Source organism: Sphingomonas sp. Leaf208 (assembly GCF_001421415.1).
Lineage (GTDB): Bacteria > Pseudomonadota > Alphaproteobacteria > Sphingomonadales > Sphingomonadaceae > Sphingomonas.
On the sequence record NZ_LMKH01000015.1, the window covers coordinates 1 to 15,436 of the forward strand.

Below are 15,436 nucleotides of genomic sequence, written 5' to 3' on the forward strand. Positions count from 1 at the left end.
GCAGCAGCTGGCCTTGATCGAGCAAGCCGCCCAGAACGCCGTTTATATTGCTGATCAATGCAATGAGCTTTTGATTGGTATTCGAGCGGATGAATGCCTTCAGACTGTTCGTGATCGCATCGCTGAAATTTCCGAGCAAGGCCGACTGTAGATAGGCGTTCTGATGCTACCTTGGCTTGAAGACCCAAAAACGGCCCCTCAGGGCCCCATAGCCTCGCCCCAACTCCGGCCGTCCGTTCATTTGGCGATACGCCATTTTTTTCGGCGCCTCGTACGAGAGCTTCGGTCAGAAGGAACGTAGAGAGGTGGTCTTGACGACGCGATCGTGATTAGCCGTTACTCGAACTCAAGGTCTTTGATACGCACGGCATATGGTGGACAGTAAAGTCCATGTGTTTCGGTAGATTTCGCAACCACCGAACCGGCGTTGATGACGCACCCCTCTCGCACGATAACGCCTGGGTAGATGGTAACGTTGGCGCCTACCCAGCAACCGCGCTCAATCAGGACAGGTCTGAGGCGATCGCCGTCCACGCCCCGCCGCCAGACCGAGCGAGTGATGTGATGGGTCAGCGAGATGATCGTGCACCGGTAGCTGATCCGCACCGCCTCGCCGATCTCGACGCCACCGCCGGCATCGATCAGTCCTTCCGGGCCGACGAACGCACCCTTGCGCAGCGTCAGGCGATGCGGATCGATAACCGTGCAGCTCGGATCGATAAAGGCCCCTTCCTCTATCGTGATGAGGTGCAGCATGTCTTGTGTCAGCACGGGCGTCTTTTCTCAGTTCTGCAATCCGCCGTCCGTCGTCGAGGCGTCCCTCGCGGTCAACTCCCTACCGTCTCAGTACCTGACCTTCGCCCCCGCGTAAAAATACCGACCGACAGGCGAGATCGGCACGTTGGTCTCGAAGCCGATGTCTGGCTTCTGGTCGGCGAGGTTGTTGACCCCGCCATAGAATGAGAACCGCGCGTCGACCGCAACCTCCGCCTGCACGTCGTGCTGCCACAGTTCTTTGTACCGGAAATAGCGCGGGTCGACGAGGCTGGGGTTCGCGTCGGTATCGACCTTGGCGAAACGCCGGACACCGTCCTGCCAGCGCAGATTGTAGCTTAGCGTCAGCGCCCCCGCGGTCCAGCTCGGCGAGAAGGTGAAGGTATATTTCGGGCGGAACGGCTGATCGACATTGTCCTCGGTAACCGCGCCCGGCGTTGCGACCTGTTCGAGCTTGTCGAGATAGCCGCCGACCAACCGGATATCGAACGCCCCCATACGCGCCGTCCGGAAGCGATAGGCGATATTGAGTTCGGCGCCGGCGGTACGGAACGCCGCGACGTTCTGCGGCTGGACGACATAGCCGTTGATGAACCCGGTGCCGCGCTCGCGACTGATCGCGTTGCAATAGGCGTTGTCGAGCGTCGGCTGGTCGACGCACAGCGAGGCGATCGTGTTCGCATCGGGCGTGTTGATCGCGTCGCGCAACCGGATGTCGTACCAGTCGAGCCCGATCGACAGCCCCGAGATCGGTCGCACGACGACGCCCGCCGTCCAGGTGCGGGCGACTTCGGCGCGCAGATCCGGATTGCCCTGCTGCGTGCCGGGAATGAAGATCGTCGCGTTCGGATTGTTCTGTGCGGTGAAGGTTGCGGGATTGCCCCCTGCCCCGGTGATCAGCGTCTGGCAGTTCGCGGTGCGGAACTGCGTGCCGAGCGTGCGGTTGCCGAGATAACACGGATCGGAGAAGAAGTTGCTGCTGCCGGTCTGCGGGCGGAAGATCTCGCCGATGTTCGGCGCGCGGACCGAGCGGCCGTAGGAGCCGCGGAAGCTGATCTCGCGGATCGGCGCGTAGATGCCGTTGAACTGATAGGCTCTGGTCGAGCCGACCGTCGAATAGTCCGAATAGCGTCCGGCGGCACCGACCGAGAGCAGGCTGGCGAACGGCACGTCCTTCAGGAGCGGCGCGTTCAGCTCGCCGAATGCTTCCCAGACATCGAAATGGCCGCTCGACGGGGTCGGCAGAATGTATTCGTCATATTGGTAGAACAGATTGTCGGTGATCGCCTGCGCCGGACGGAAGCTGCTCGACTCGCGACGATATTCGCCACCGACCGCGAATGCGATCGGGCCGCCGGGAAGCGCGAAGAACTGCCCGAAATCGCCGTTCAGCGAGGCGTAGGCGACGTGTTGCGTCAGACGCGCATTGCTCGCCGGGTTGCTCAGGAAATAGCCGAACGAGGCCGGGGCCACGGTATTGCCGCCGAACGTGTTGACCGGGACGCAGCCAGCCGCGCGGGCTTCCGCCGAACGGCAGACGATCGTTCCCCCCGGCCCGCGTACCGCATCGAGCGCGTTCAGGAAGCGGTCGTTCAGGCGGTCGTTGAGCTTGGTCGCGCGGACGTCGGTCTGGCCGTAGGTATAGGACACATCGTAGCTGGCATGCTCCGAGATGCGGCCGGTGACGTCGACGACGCCGCGATACGTGCGTCGGCGATCTTCTTCGCCACGCCGCGGGATGTCGAAATTGTTGCGGTTGACGTCGACCGAGCCAAGTCCGGCGGCGGTCGCCGCGGCGAGGATGCTGGTCGGGATGTAGGGATTGTCGAGCGCGATGGTCGCCGGATAATTGCCGCCATAACCGCCGAAGCTTGTCACGGTCGACTGGACGAACTTGCCCTCCAGGCTGATCTTGAACGCGTCCGACGCGTCGTAATGCGTCAGAGCGTTGACCGCATGGCGGCGGGTGCGCGGGAAGATATCGCCGATATAGCCCGCGACCGGCGTGTCGTCGCCACCGACCGAATAGCCGTCGTTCTGCAGGAAGCGGCCGGGCGTATAGAGCGCGCCGTCGCCGCGGAATGTCTGGTCGCCGATATACACGATGCCCTGGTTCGAGCTGTACGGATAGCGCAGGTCGCCGACCGGTCCGATCTTGTAGCTGCCGGCGCGCGTCGGGTCGTAATTGTCGAGGTTGATGAAATACTGGCGGTCGCCCTGCGCGAGATACCGGCGGTCGTCGTTCGCGAGCGGCTGGTCGGCATTATACTCGTAGGCTAGCGTCAGGTTGCCGCGACCGTCGGCGAAGTTGCGGCCTGCGATCAGCGAGGCGAAGCGGTTGGCAGCGTCGCCGCGCTCGGAGATGCCGAACTGGCTGCGCGCCGCGACGCCGTCGAAATCGCGCTTCAGCACGAAGTTGACGACCCCCGAGACGCCGTCCGCACCATACACGGCCGACGCCGCGCCGGTGAGCACGTCGACGCGCTCGATCAAGTCGGTCGGGATCGCGTTGATGTCGACCGCCGCGGTGTCGGGCTGGCCGGCGACGTGGCGGCGGCCGTTGACGAGCACCAGCGTCCGATTGGGCCCAAGCCCGCGCAGGTCGAGCAGGTTGAGCCCGACCTGCCCGAAGCTGCCGTCCGCCTGCGCGTTGCCCGCGGTCCGCGTGCTGTCGCGAGAGTTGGTGAGCGCCGGCACGCGCTGCAGAAAGGTCGTGACGTTGGTGTTGCCCGACTTCTGGAGGTCGGCGGCACTGAACGAGACGATCGGGTTGGGTGCTTCGTAATCCGGGCGTGCGATGCGCGAGCCGGTGACGACGATCTCGCTTTCGGGGTCCGCGGCTGGGTCTGCGGCAGGCGTTGGCGCAGGCGTATCGGCCGCTGGCGGAGCGATCTGCGCTTGGACCGAATTCGCGGCGAGCAGCGCCACGCCGGACAGCAGATGACGGCGGCGAAGGATACGCATGACTTCTCTCCCTGTTCGCCGGCATTGGCCCCCGCCGGCGTTCATTATGCTTGGCTTAGGCGCATCGCCGGTTGCGGAGCAAGCATTTCGCCTGTGCAAACCCCGACAAGGCATTAACATAGCGCAATATTTCGCCGGTAATCGCCTTGCGCAGGGGGTGGCGCGGAACGCCGCGATACGCCACGATCCGGCGATGGGGGAACAGGCGCAGGACTGGACGCGGAGAGCCGCATTGGGGCTCCTGCCGACATTGGGTCTTGCTGCCTGTACCGGCACGCGCGGTCCCGAACCGCTGAAGTTCTGGGCGATGAGCTACGAGGGCGATTATTCGCCGATGCTGATGCCCGCCTTCACCGCCGCGACGGGGATCGCGGTCGATGTGCAATCGCTCCCGGCGACCGCAGCGCACGAGAAGCTGCTGACTGCGCAGGCAGGCGGCGCGATGCCCGACGTCCTGATGCTCTATACCGGCTGGGTCCAGGAGTTCGCGACGATCGGCGCGATCGCCCCGATCCCGTCGCCCGCGCTGGTCGCGGACATGTTTCCCGGCGTGCTCGATGCGACGCGTGTTCAGGGGCGCGACTTCGCCGTGCCGTGGTCGGTCGCGCCGCAGGTCCAGTTCTACCGCCGGGATATTCTCGCCAAAGCGGGCTATGCCGCGCCTGCCGAAGACTGGGACGGCTGGCTCCGCATGGGCCACGCTCTCAAGCGACGGCGACCCGACGACTTCGTGTTCATGCTGCTGCTCAACTGGCCGGACACGCTCATCACGATGCTCGGCCAGACCGGCGCGAAGATGCTGCGCGACCACGATACGCGCGGCGATTTCCAGACGCCGGAAGCACGGGCAGCGTTCGCCTATTACGCGCGAATCTTCGCCGAAGGGCTCGCACCGAAAGCGCTTTCAACCGAAATCCAGGATCCGGTCGCGGCCTTTGCACAGGGCTATTTCGCGATCTGGCCGACCGGGCCGACCACGTTGCTCGACCTGCATCGGCGTGCCGCGGAGATACCCGCCCAGCGTTGGGATACGGCGCGGCTCGCCGGTCCACACGGGGTCGGCGCGGTGTCAGGACTGAGTACCAGCCTATGCGTGTCCGCCTCGACGTCGCGCCCAGCCGAGGCGTGGGCGCTGGTCCGCCACCTCAGTTCCCCGGCGAGTGAACTCCGCTACCAGCGCCTGATCGGCAATCTCCCGGCCCGCCTGAGCGCCTGGTCGTCGCCGCAACTCCGCGCACCGATACTCGCGCCGTTCAAGGAGCAGATGCGCTTCCCCACCGCCGCGCCGAAGGTGATCGAGTGGGAGCGGATCAAGCTCGAGATACAGTTCGCCGCCGAGCGCGTCGTGCGGGGCGTACAGTCGATCCCGAAGGCGCTGACAGGGCTCGACGCGCGTGTCGACCAGTTGCTCGCCAAGCGCCGAGCGCTGGTCGAGGCGGGGAGGCTCGCATGACCCGCCAGGAACGCGCCGCCTGGCTATTCTCCGCTCCCGTCCTCGCGATCATCGCGCTGGTGTTCGTCCTGCCGACCGCGCTGGCGATGGCGTTGTCGGTCACTGATTACTCGATCTACGCGCTCGCCGACTGGGCGAACCTGCGCTTCGTCGGGCTTGGCAATTTCGTCGACCTGTTCTCGACGCCGCTGTTCTGGCGCGCGATCGGCAATACTGCGCTGTTCGCGGTGCTCGGCGTGCCGATGGCGATCGGTGCGTCGCTCGCCGTCGCGCTGCTGCTCAACGACGCGACCGTGCGGTGGAAGCCGCTCTGGCGCGTGCTGCTGTTCGCGCCTTACGTCACCAGCATCGTCGCGACCGCGGTGGTGTGGCGGTTCCTGTTCAACGAACGCTCGGGGCTCCTCAACCGCGCGCTGGCGACGATCGGCATCGCGCCGGTCGACTGGCTGGGCAACCCGCACACGTCGATCCCGGCGATCCTGATCTTCGTCACGTGGAAGATCTTCGGCTACAACATGATCGTCTTCACCGCCGCGCTATCGGCAGTGCCGCAGGACCTGATGGAGGCGGCACGGCTCGACGGCGCCGGCCGCTGGGGCCGCTTCCGCCACGTCACCCTTCCCGCGATCGGGCCGACGCTGCTGCTTGCAGCGGTGATGAGCGTCGCAGGCTTCCTCCAGATCTTCGCCGAACCCTACGTCATGACGCTGGGCGGCCCTGCGCAGAGCACCACGACGATCCTGTATTTCATGTTCGACGAAGGCTTCAAATGGTGGAATCTCGGCCAGGCCAGCGCAGTCGCGTTCGTCCTGTTCCTGATGATCCTCGTGCTGACGATGGTGCAGACGCGGATCGGGAGGCGCTACGAATGGCTCTGATGAAACCCCGTGCGATCCTCGCCAATGCGGCGGTGGTGCTGCTGACCACGCTGACGATCGCGCCGCTGCTTTACATGGTGATCGTATCGTTCATGCCGCGCGGCGAGTCGAGCAACCTCCCGACACCGCTCTGGCCATCGCGCTGGTCGCTGGAAAATTACCACGAGCTGCTCGTCCGGCGGCTGATCGATGGCGCGTGGTTCGACTACCGGATCGTCCCCGCACTTTTCAACAGCGTCGCCATCGCCATGATCTCGACGCTCCTCGGCCTGCTGCTCACGGTGCCGGCCGGCTACGCGTTCGCCAAGCTCCGCTTCCGCGGACGCGAGCGGCTGCTGAAGATCCTGATCGCGTCGCTGGTCGTGCCCGGCCAGGTCGCGATGCTGCCGCTCTTCCTGATCTTCAAGCAGCTCGGGCTCGTCAACAGCTATGCGGGCGTCATCCTGCCATCGCTCGCTGGCATCTTCGCGATCCTGTTCGTACGGCAGGCGACACTGGCGATCCCCGACGAGATGATCGACGCCGCGCGGATCGACGGGGCGAGCGAGACCCGGATCTTCGTGACGATCGTCCTTCCCCTCCTCACGCCGATCGTCGTCACGCTGTCACTGTTCATGTTCCTCGGCTCATGGAACGACTTCCTCTGGCCGCTGATCGTGCTGGCCGACCAGCATCTCTACACGCTGCCGGTCGCGGTCGCGGCGATCGCGCGCGAGCATTCGGCGGATGGCGAGCTGATGATGGCCGCCGCGGTCGTCACGACGATGCCCGTGCTGCTGCTCTTCCTGGCGATGCAGCGTTATTACCTGACCGGGCTGCTCGGCGGCAGCGTGAAGGGATAGGCGCGGCCATCGGCGCCGAACACATGCGCGGCGTCGGGCGCAACGCCGACCCGCAGGGCTTCGCCAAGCGTGATCGAGCGGTCCCCCGGCAATTGCGCGACGATCGTATCCGCCGCGCCGCGCGCGCCGAGATGCGCGAACGACAACGGCCCGAGCCGCTCGAATAGCTCGACCGCGCCAACCAACGGCCCCGCGTCGTCGACATGCAGATGTTCGGGGCGAACGCCGAGCGTGACCGGCGAACCTACCGCATCCGCCGGGACGATCGCGCCGGTCCTTACCGTCTCGCCGCCTGCCAGCCTTACCGTCGTCCCGTCAGCATCGACCGACGCGATCGTCGCCGCCAGCAGGTTCATCCCGGGCGAGCCGATCGCCGCGGCAACTGCCAGGCTCGCCGGTCGCCGGTACACTTCGATGGGCGGCCCGACCTGCTCGACACGCCCCTCGCTCATTACGACGATGCGGTTGGCGAGCGTCATCGCCTCGAGTTGATCGTGCGTCACGTAGATCATCGTAGCGCCAAGCTGTTGATGCAGCCGCGCAAATTCGTGCCGCATCCGCGCGCGCAGGTTGGCATCGAGGTTCGACAACGGCTCGTCGAGCAACAATACTTTCGGTCGACGCACGACTGCGCGCGCGATCGATACCCGCTGACGCTGCCCACCCGACAAGGCTCGCGGCCGCCGGTCGAGCAGATCCGACAGATCGAGCATCGCCGCGACCTCCGCGACGCGCTCGGTAATCTCGCGCTTGGCGACTTTGGCGACCTTCAACGGAAACGCGATGTTCTCCGCGACTGTGAGATGCGGGTACAGCGCGTAGGACTGGAACACCATCGCCAGCCCGCGATCCGACGGCGCCGCATCGGTCACATCGCGTCCGCCGATCGCCACCCTTCCGGTGCTTGGCACCTCAAGCCCGGCGATCATCCGCAACAATGTCGACTTGCCGCAACCCGACGGCCCGACGAGGACGACGAACTCGCCGTCGGCAATCGTCAGGTCGGTCGGCAGGAGCACTGTGGTGTCGCCGAAGCTCTTGGAAAGTCCGCTGATTTTGACGCTCGCCACCGCATGTCCTTTACTTATCACACGTTGGGTAGCGGCTGACACGACAGCGGGCAAAGCCATCGTACCTTGCAACCAACCGCTACGCGCTGACGAGGGCCCACTTCCGGCCGCACAGAGACTGCGCGGCGCCGCCCGAAACCGACAACTCGTTCAGCATCATCGACGGCTGATCAACCACATTTCTAAACCGACAGTTTACTGCGCATGCGTATACTCGATCGACCGATCTGGGCCGATGGAGATGATCGATGGGTCACTCGTCAATGGACCCCGCCTTTCACGAACTTCGGCCTTGGAACGAAGGCCGGCTGATTGGTGCGAAGCGGGCGCTGAAACAGCAACAGGTCTGGGCCATTCGCTTCTGGCTCGACCAGCAGAGGCGACTGCGCGACCGAGCGCTGTTCGACTTCGCCATCGACAGCAAGCTCCGCGGCTGTGACGTGGTCAGGGTGCGGATCGGCGATGTAGTTTCCGGCGGGCGCGTCCGCGACCGCGCCGTCGTGGTTCAGCAGAAAACCAAACGACCGGTCCAGTTCGAGATAATGGATACGGCGCGAAAGACGATGCGAGCATGGTTGGAACGACGTGGGGGGACACTGAACGACTTCGTTTTCCCGAGCCGCAACGACTACATGGACCACATGAGCACGCGGCAATATGCCCGCCTCGTGCGCGAGTGGGTGGTCGGCATCGGCCTACCGGCGCAGGATTATGGGACGCACTCGCTACGGCGCACGAAAGCGTCGATCATCTACAAGGCGACTGGCAACCTCCGCGCCGTTCAGATCCTTCTTGGCCATGCCAAGATCGACAGCACGGTGCGCTACTTGGGCGTTGACGTGGAGGACGCTTTGGAATTGGCCGAACGCACCGAGGTCTGAGCGGACCCACAATGCGACATTCAGGCGTCGTTGCGCACTCCCCAACTTCAGACATCCGTTCATGTCAGGTCGACATCTCGACGAGCCGCCGTGGATTGGCGAAATCTGAGACGAAGCAGTCGTTCGCGCGAGCGGCAGTGAACGACGGCTCCTGCCAGGAGCGGGCATGGAAAGTGTCAGATCTCCGGCTCTCGAGCGGGCAACCTCGCCAATGCAGCGCTCATTCTTGGTCAAGTTACGCGTCAAGCCGGTCGCGCTGGGCGATGAGATCGCGCACGAACGCGCGCAGCGCGCCGGAATAGGCAAAATAACCGTCCCGTACCGGCTCGGGATTTATCGCAAACAAATTTGCAGTCAGGGTTGATGCGTCGACTAACGCTTTCGCGATTTGTATTTTAGGCCGGTCAGCGTGAAGCCCGGCGTTCATCTCACTGACTACCCGATCTACCTCTCGTCCCAGGCTCAGCAACGTCGTTTCGTCGCCCACGGTCCGATCCTCCACGAACGCCCATAACCGATTGCGATAAGCCGCTTTATCAAGAACGCGCTTTCCCCGCTTGGCCTCAGTCGCCGGAAATAGTGTGTCAGCTAGTTGCTCTAGATACCGTCGGCCGGAAAGAGCTACTTGCGCGATCTCTTCTTCCGTCTCAGCATCATTCAGCCGCTCGGCCGCTGCGCCCAGCGCGTTAAACAATCGCGGATTGACGTCCTCGAGCAACATGACGAGCTGATGGGCACCGTCTTCGCCGCCCGGAAGCCCTTCAGTGAGCAAGCGCTGGAACGCGGCAACCCGCTCGAAATGACGGGGCGTGTCATAGTCATCAAGGATAGTCCTGCTGGCGCCTGTGTCCTCCCAGCCAATGTCGCGATATCCGTAAAGCCGCATCTGCTTCAGATCGCCATCGTCGCAGCCGTCGAGATTGCCCATCGAATAGAAGCCGCGCAGCCTCGTACCCTCGATCCGGTATTCTGGGGGTAGGCGATTTCTGTAGAGCGCGAGATGCGGGCCGTAATCGAGATGAACCGAAACGGCGCCGACATACCCTTTGTGGGTGCGCAATGCTTCGTGAAGTTCTGCGCCGAGTTCGCGTGGCATGTTCTCAAAAACCATGCCAAAAATCGTCGGGAACCCTTTTTGGAGACGATCTTCGTAAAAAAAGCTAAATTCGCTGCTGTTAAAAAGCGCGTCGAAGAGTTTTTCCGGGTCTTGCCCCCGTTCAATGCCAACCAGAACATCGCCGACCGACAGTTTCATGTGACGGCCGGATCGCTGCACGATGCCCGGCGCAAACACCGCGCGCCGGATGGCGTGCCAGTAATTGCCGCTTTCAGGATAGCGGGTCCAATCGAACAACAAAGCAATCATCATAGCTGGACTTCCCTACCGTCTGACCGATCGAGACCCTTCTGTGCGACCAAGCAGGCAACCGGTTTGGCCATGAGGGGAAAGTGTTTAGACCGCGAACGCTGACCGCGCCGTGACCGTAGTTTGGCTGCTGGGTGGGTTTGCCATCGGTAGACCATGGCCTATTACGTAGGCGATCGCACGCTTGAAGAGGAGACCAGCGCGCGAAACGTCCACCACTAAATCGGACTAATACGTTTGAAATGGCGCCAGAAAGTGAACCAGAACCGGTCACTCAAGGTCCCCTGCGCGCATCTTAACTCCGGCCGCTCGTTCAAGAAGCTTTATCGGCGCAGAGTCGGCTTGGTTCGGCACGTAGGAACAAAACTGGCAAGCCGCTCATAGCCTTCGCGCGTCCTCCATGAAGTGATCAGCCGTACATCCATCGCGTAAAACGCGGTCGTAGATCGCGTGGGCTGCCTCCTCAAAGCCCTCCGCGCGGAGGTTCATTCATGCTTATCGTCAAATCGGCTCATGTGAGTAGGACGGGGCAGCCCCACGCCATGATGCTAGACAGCTGGTCGGCGTCGCGCTCGATGCGGAAAGCGCCGCTGAACTCCCGCCCAAGTTTCTCCTCGATGGCCGGCACGATGGATCGGGGATCGCGCAAGGCTCGGATGGCCTCGCCGAAGGCACCAACCACGTCTCTATGCCCTAGTCCGGAAGCGAAGAGCCCGCCGAAGGCGAGAGCGACGGCGTGGCTTGCCGGCCAGAGATGACCGGCGACCATCTGGGCCGGCCCGACGAGACTCTGCGCCAGCCCGATCTGTGCCATGCCGGCCATCCCCTGAGTGGTTGCGCCACTGCACGTGTTCAGGACAAGCAGCCGCCTACCATCCCCGGGGACGTCGAAGTCGGCGATGTTCTCCATCGACAGAATCTCGGTCTCGTGTGCGTCGTCCGTCCGACTACCTCGCGCCACTTCGACCACGATGCCGGAGTGGCCTAGCTGATGCGGCACGAAATCGCTGTGGCCGCAGACCCAGAGGACATCCGGCTCGCTCTGCTCGTAGAAGGTGCGAAAGTCGTCGGCGTCTCCGTCCTCGCTGCCTTCGAACACCGTCACCGCCCATCCGTAGGCCTCGCCGAACGCCAGCAGCATCTCGACCTCGAGATGCGTGTAAAGAGTAAATCCCGCCCATATGGAAATGGAGCGCACCGGCCTCATAGTCCGGGCTTCCGCGAGGCTCACCTCAAGCGGAAGCAGGATGCCGAGCTCACGCTCCAGCAGCGCCTGCAGCGGGTCGGAGACGGACGGGAACACCACCAGCGATCGCGGATCTCCAATCCTGCTGAAGACGCGGGCGATCTCCTTAGGTCGATAGTATCGCATCATCGCCTGCTCGAGCGAGGCTCCACGCTGGTAGTCGGGAGTCCCTTCGAGCCCTTCGTCGATCTCCTCGTCGGCGTTTCGCGAGATCTTCAGGGCGTCCTGCAGCGCCTCGACGACGGTCTGATGTCCGCCGGCTACGGTGCCCAGGCTCGTCTTGGCTCGACCGGGCCAGAGGACGGCCGCACCCCCGCTCAGCGCCGGATGAACCAGCAGCACGTTGTCGTCGCACGAAGCATGCCCTCGTCGTCCGTACCATGCCCGCAGCAGCTCCATCGCACCAGCCAGGTCCTGTTCGAGCACGAGAAGGCGGATGAGCGGACGGATGACGTCGACGCGGGCGTCGCGAGCGAGAAGCGGGTTCGAGCCGACGGAGGTCGCGTCGGCCGCGCGTACATTCGCAAGCTGGATCTCCCGGACGATCTCCGCTCGTCGCAGGCGCCACTCCTCGTAGGTATCCACAGTGGCCACGAGGAACTGCAGCCGCTCGTGTTCGCGAAGAACGTCGCTGAACTCGCTGAGGATCAGTGTCGCCCATTCGCGGGCGGAACGGCCCGTGAGCGGAGCCGAACGCGTGATGAACGTGGTCGCGACCACGCTGGCGACCTCTCTCGGTATGACGCCCCTGTTCCAAACGCCAGCGAGCATCAGCACCCACTCGTCCCGCCTTCGTCCGTCCTCGCTGATCGCCCAGCTGGTCATGGACGCAAGCGCGGACCACACCTCCGCCGTGAGTGCACTACTCTTATTAGCGTTAAGGTCGAGAATCTCGACGAGGATGTCCCAGCAGGCTGCGAGTTCCTCGACGAAGACAGCGCCGATCGACATGTCGCGCGCCAGCAGGAAGAAGGTGATGCACCAGCGCGGAAGCAGGCGCGTTCCGGCGATCGCTACGACCGGATCGAGTGCCTGCCGGAGCGGAAGGAAGGTGAAGCCGGAGTTGCGCCTGCGCGCCGAATCATGACCGGTTGCCAGTCCTAGAAAGGCCCAGTCGTACGCGGCGCCGCGACGTCCGAGCCGATAGGACACCTCCATTGGAAGGACCGAGAAAATGAAGCGGAGGAAAATAAGCGATCTGTACTCCAAGCCGTCTCTTGAGACGTTTCTTCCCTCTGCGCTAGCTAGGAGGCGATTCAGATCGCGGATTACGGCATCGGCCATCGTGTCGAGCGATCCGACGCTGCCTTCCGCCATCAACTGGATGCCCGTGATTACCGCAGCGAATTGTAGGACAGTTTGCTCGTCCTCCCAGTCAAGGATGGTCGACCACTCGAAGGAGAAACCATAGGCGAGGTTTAGCCGGAGGTCGTACGTTTCGGGAAACGCTTGCTGGTACGTGAGCATCATGCATTTGCGGTATCGCCGGTACTTCACGGCGCCCAGCGAAATCTGCTTCTACACGGGTCGATAATCCGGCGGCCTGACAGGCATAGCGCCAACCTTTCCTTCGAGACCTTGCCGATCCAGCGCCGCGTTAGCAGGTTGTGAGAGGAGCGATAACGTCGTGCATGGCGCCGATGCGGTTCGCGAAGAAGGTCACGCTGTAATGGCCGGTATCATCCTCGGCAGAGATGCGCCGGTGATCACGCGAGGCCAACCAAGCCACGCCCGCAGCATACGCTACCAAGATCGCTGAACTGAAGAAAAGTGCGAGATTGAGCGCCATTGGGGGCGTTACGGCACCTGGAAATGCTGTGTCGAGAACCGGAATGAGCAGCTTGATCAGCGAAACGACCATACAAATAGGTCACCCGCGCTGCAGACATATCGCCAACCCCATCTAAGCACTTTCACTTTTACCCCCGTCTAGTTGGGTCCGCTAGTGGGCGCTTGTGGTCCCGCGCCTCAAAGCGGGAGACCCAGTTGCGGACGTTCGCGGCCGCTTTCGACCTTCCGAACTTCGGACATTCATTCATGTCCATCCGAAGTCCGGCGTATTTGAGTGATCTGCCACTATCTCAGCAGGCGAGCAGGATTTCCCGCCACGGTCGCACCAGCGCGAACATCGCGCGTCACTACACTGCCTGCGCCGACGATCGCATTGTCGCCGACGGTGATGCCGGGCAGGATCAGCGCACCACCGCCTATCCAAACATTGCGGCCGATGATGACCGGCCGACCGAACTCAAGCATCCGGTCACGTTGGACCGGATCGCGCGGATGATCGGCCGTTAGAATTTGCACGCCCGGACCGACTTGCGTGCCCGCACCGATCCGAACTGATACGACATCGAGTACTGTGCATCCGAAATTGAGGAACGCGCCCTCGCCCAGATCGATGTTGAAGCCATAGTCGCAGTGGAAGGGCGGCCGGATCGTCGCACCGCGTCCGGCGTGCCCGAGACCTTCTACCAAAAGTGCATGGCGCTCCTGCGCGGTGGCGGTCGCGGCGCGGTTGTAGCGATCGCACCACGCAGCGGCGCGCGCCGCATCCTCGACGAGTTCCGGGTCGTCGGCTATGTAGAGCTCGCCCGCCAGCATCCGTTCCTTCTGGGTCATCATGATCAACTCAAGTCGTGAAGGTCCTTGCCGAGCGGCGCGGTGATGCTGAGGTCGGAGAACATTACTTCCAGTCCGGCGCGTTCGGGCGTGCATGCCATCGGCCCGACCTGATAGGAGGACGCGATCGGGAAGGGCGCGAGCCTGACCAACGGCCAGGTCTTGCCGTCCGCCGAGACCTGCAAACGCAGGACGCCCTTGGAGACGGTCGCGCGCATCCAGAAATCCTGCGCGTCATGCTCATAGGGGCCGGTTGCCCAGTCGGACTTTCCGTCGGTCAGCACACTGCTCAGCATGGTGCGCCCGTCGGACAATTCGATCCCCGCCTTGACCCAGCGTCGTTCGTCGACCCGCACCATGATGCCGGCCTGATCGTAGAGTTTTTGATACTGGCCGCGAATGCGCAGTTGGGCGGTAAACGCTGCAGGCGCGGTGAAGCCGAGGAAATGACCGCTGTCCCGGGTGAAGCCGTAATGCGTCTCGCGCCAGAAATCGCTGCCCGTGTCGGTGACGAGCGTCAGGTCTCCGCCGGGTGCGACTTTCCAAGACTTAGGCGCATTCAGCCAGCGACCATCATTCCGCCCAAGCGCCGAGATTGCCGAACCCTGCGCAGTTGCGACGCCGGCACTGCCCGCAATCGTCAGCGCCGCAGCACCACCGATTACCGCCCGCCTGCTCACCCGATCGTCCGTCATAGCCGCTGCCTTCCAATTACCCTCAATGTTGTGTACATATGTACACATGCCAAGATCGAGGTAAAGAGGCGATGACCCAACAGTCCCGGCGTAACGATCCGGCACGGCGGCAACGCATCATCGATGCGACTCTCGCGGTCATTGCCGATCTTGGAACCGCGGCAACGACTCATCGCCGCATCGCCGAGGCGGCGCAGGTGCCGCTCGGCTCGGTCACCTATTATTTTGCGACCCTGGACGACCTGCTTACGGCCGCCTTCCTGCAACTGGCGGCGGACTCGTCCGCTGCCTTCCGCGCGCGCCTCGAAGCCGCGACGGACCGCGCAGAGGCGTGTACGGCAGTCATCGACATCATTGCGAACCAGATTTGGGCGGAACCACGCACGTTGTTGTTGAGCTACGAACTCTACGCCTTCGCAGCCCGGCACCCTCCGGTCAGCGCGGTGATGCAAAACTGGATGGACAGCAGCCGAGGCGCCCTAGGCCGCTTTTTCGATCCGCTCACGGCGCGCGCGCTCGACGCGCTGATCGAGGGTATCGGCATCCACAATTCGATCGATTGCGCGCCCCTAGAGCGCGATGCGATCAAGACCATCGTCGAGCGGATTGCCGGGTGTTAGCCGGTCCGATCCTCAGGATACCCCA

The 15,436-nt window shown here is 63.4% G+C and carries 13 protein-coding genes; 5 read left to right on the forward strand and 8 right to left on the reverse strand.

Annotated elements, in window-relative coordinates; all coding sequences use genetic code 11:
- Positions 1 to 336: 336 nt before the first annotated feature.
- Both ASE69_RS09245 and ASE69_RS09250 read right to left on the reverse strand, forming a co-directional pair.
- On the reverse strand, positions 337 to 771 hold the full coding sequence (locus ASE69_RS09245) for an acyltransferase (RefSeq protein ID WP_056485482.1): 435 nt from the start codon (positions 769 to 771) through the stop codon (positions 337 to 339).
- Between the two features lie 72 nt (positions 772 to 843).
- On the reverse strand, positions 844 to 3,738 hold the full coding sequence (locus ASE69_RS09250) for a TonB-dependent receptor plug domain-containing protein (protein WP_082453025.1): 2,895 nt from the start codon (positions 3,736 to 3,738) through the stop codon (positions 844 to 846).
- 157 nt (positions 3,739 to 3,895) lie between these two features.
- Between ASE69_RS09250 and ASE69_RS09255 the strand changes: the two genes are divergently transcribed.
- The 3 genes from ASE69_RS09255 to ASE69_RS09265 are packed head-to-tail and all read left to right on the forward strand — an operon-like array spanning position 3,896 to position 6,911.
- A complete protein-coding gene (locus tag ASE69_RS09255) occupies positions 3,896 to 5,191 on the forward strand; it encodes an extracellular solute-binding protein (protein ID WP_056485484.1) in 1,296 nt (431 codons plus the stop codon).
- Positions 5,188 to 6,069, forward strand: coding sequence for a carbohydrate ABC transporter permease (locus tag ASE69_RS09260; RefSeq protein ID WP_056485486.1), 882 nt, complete (start codon positions 5,188 to 5,190; stop codon positions 6,067 to 6,069). The genes ASE69_RS09255 and ASE69_RS09260 overlap by 4 nt, the downstream gene beginning before the upstream one ends.
- A complete protein-coding gene (locus ASE69_RS09265; RefSeq protein ID WP_056485488.1) occupies positions 6,060 to 6,911 on the forward strand; it encodes a carbohydrate ABC transporter permease in 852 nt (283 codons plus the stop codon). Before ASE69_RS09260 ends, ASE69_RS09265 begins: the two co-directional genes overlap by 10 nt.
- Here ASE69_RS09265 and ASE69_RS09270 read toward each other — a convergent pair.
- Entirely contained in the window at positions 6,872 to 7,981 is a 1,110-nt protein-coding gene (locus ASE69_RS09270; RefSeq protein WP_056485490.1) for an ABC transporter ATP-binding protein, read from the reverse strand. The two genes, ASE69_RS09265 and ASE69_RS09270, sit on opposite strands and share 40 nt — an antisense overlap.
- Positions 7,982 to 8,244: 263 nt before the next feature.
- Here ASE69_RS09270 and ASE69_RS09275 point away from each other — a divergent pair, with 263 nt between their 5' ends.
- Complete coding sequence (locus ASE69_RS09275; RefSeq protein WP_093401111.1) at positions 8,245 to 8,862, forward strand: tyrosine-type recombinase/integrase; 618 nt, start codon at positions 8,245 to 8,247, stop codon at positions 8,860 to 8,862.
- Between the two features lie 235 nt (positions 8,863 to 9,097).
- On the opposite strand, the gene ASE69_RS09280 is transcribed toward ASE69_RS09275, so the two are convergent.
- The 5 genes from ASE69_RS09280 to ASE69_RS09300 form a co-directional block, all read right to left on the reverse strand.
- Positions 9,098 to 10,231 (reverse strand): hypothetical protein, encoded by a 1,134-nt coding sequence (locus ASE69_RS09280; RefSeq protein WP_056485492.1) that lies wholly within the window; start codon positions 10,229 to 10,231, stop codon positions 9,098 to 9,100.
- Between the two features lie 508 nt (positions 10,232 to 10,739).
- On the reverse strand, positions 10,740 to 12,944 hold the full coding sequence (locus ASE69_RS09285) for a CHAT domain-containing protein (RefSeq protein WP_156362261.1): 2,205 nt from the start codon (positions 12,942 to 12,944) through the stop codon (positions 10,740 to 10,742).
- A 127-nt stretch (positions 12,945 to 13,071) separates the two neighbouring features.
- Complete coding sequence (locus ASE69_RS09290) at positions 13,072 to 13,335, reverse strand: hypothetical protein (protein ID WP_056485495.1); 264 nt, start codon at positions 13,333 to 13,335, stop codon at positions 13,072 to 13,074.
- 215 nt (positions 13,336 to 13,550) lie between these two features.
- Positions 13,551 to 14,099 (reverse strand): sugar O-acetyltransferase, encoded by a 549-nt coding sequence (locus ASE69_RS09295; protein ID WP_056485497.1) that lies wholly within the window; start codon positions 14,097 to 14,099, stop codon positions 13,551 to 13,553.
- A 2-nt stretch (positions 14,100 to 14,101) separates the two neighbouring features.
- Positions 14,102 to 14,791 (reverse strand): DUF1349 domain-containing protein, encoded by a 690-nt coding sequence (locus ASE69_RS09300; protein WP_056485499.1) that lies wholly within the window; start codon positions 14,789 to 14,791, stop codon positions 14,102 to 14,104.
- A gap of 71 nt (positions 14,792 to 14,862) precedes the next feature.
- Between ASE69_RS09300 and ASE69_RS09305 the strand changes: the two genes are divergently transcribed.
- Entirely contained in the window at positions 14,863 to 15,411 is a 549-nt protein-coding gene (locus tag ASE69_RS09305) for a TetR/AcrR family transcriptional regulator (RefSeq protein WP_056485502.1), read from the forward strand.
- The last annotated feature ends 25 nt before the right edge of the window (positions 15,412 to 15,436 follow it).

Bases quoted from the DNA above. Each gene is read 5' to 3' on its own strand.
- ASE69_RS09250 (WP_082453025.1), bottom strand. From the start codon at position 3,738: ATGCGTATCCTTCGCCGCCGTCATCTGCTGTCCGGCGTGGCGCTGCTC.
- ASE69_RS09260 (WP_056485486.1), top strand. From the start codon at position 5,188: ATGACCCGCCAGGAACGCGCCGCCTGGCTATTCTCCGCTCCCGTCCTC.
- ASE69_RS09265 (WP_056485488.1), top strand. From the start codon at position 6,060: ATGGCTCTGATGAAACCCCGTGCGATCCTCGCCAATGCGGCGGTGGTG.
- ASE69_RS09275 (WP_093401111.1), top strand. From the start codon at position 8,245: ATGGACCCCGCCTTTCACGAACTTCGGCCTTGGAACGAAGGCCGGCTG.
- ASE69_RS09280 (WP_056485492.1), bottom strand. From the start codon at position 10,231: ATGATGATTGCTTTGTTGTTCGATTGGACCCGCTATCCTGAAAGCGGC.
- ASE69_RS09285 (WP_156362261.1), bottom strand. From the start codon at position 12,944: ATGATGCTCACGTACCAGCAAGCGTTTCCCGAAACGTACGACCTCCGG.
- ASE69_RS09290 (WP_056485495.1), bottom strand. From the start codon at position 13,335: ATGGTCGTTTCGCTGATCAAGCTGCTCATTCCGGTTCTCGACACAGCA.
- ASE69_RS09295 (WP_056485497.1), bottom strand. From the start codon at position 14,099: ATGATGACCCAGAAGGAACGGATGCTGGCGGGCGAGCTCTACATAGCC.
- ASE69_RS09300 (WP_056485499.1), bottom strand. From the start codon at position 14,791: ATGACGGACGATCGGGTGAGCAGGCGGGCGGTAATCGGTGGTGCTGCG.
- ASE69_RS09305 (WP_056485502.1), top strand. From the start codon at position 14,863: ATGACCCAACAGTCCCGGCGTAACGATCCGGCACGGCGGCAACGCATC.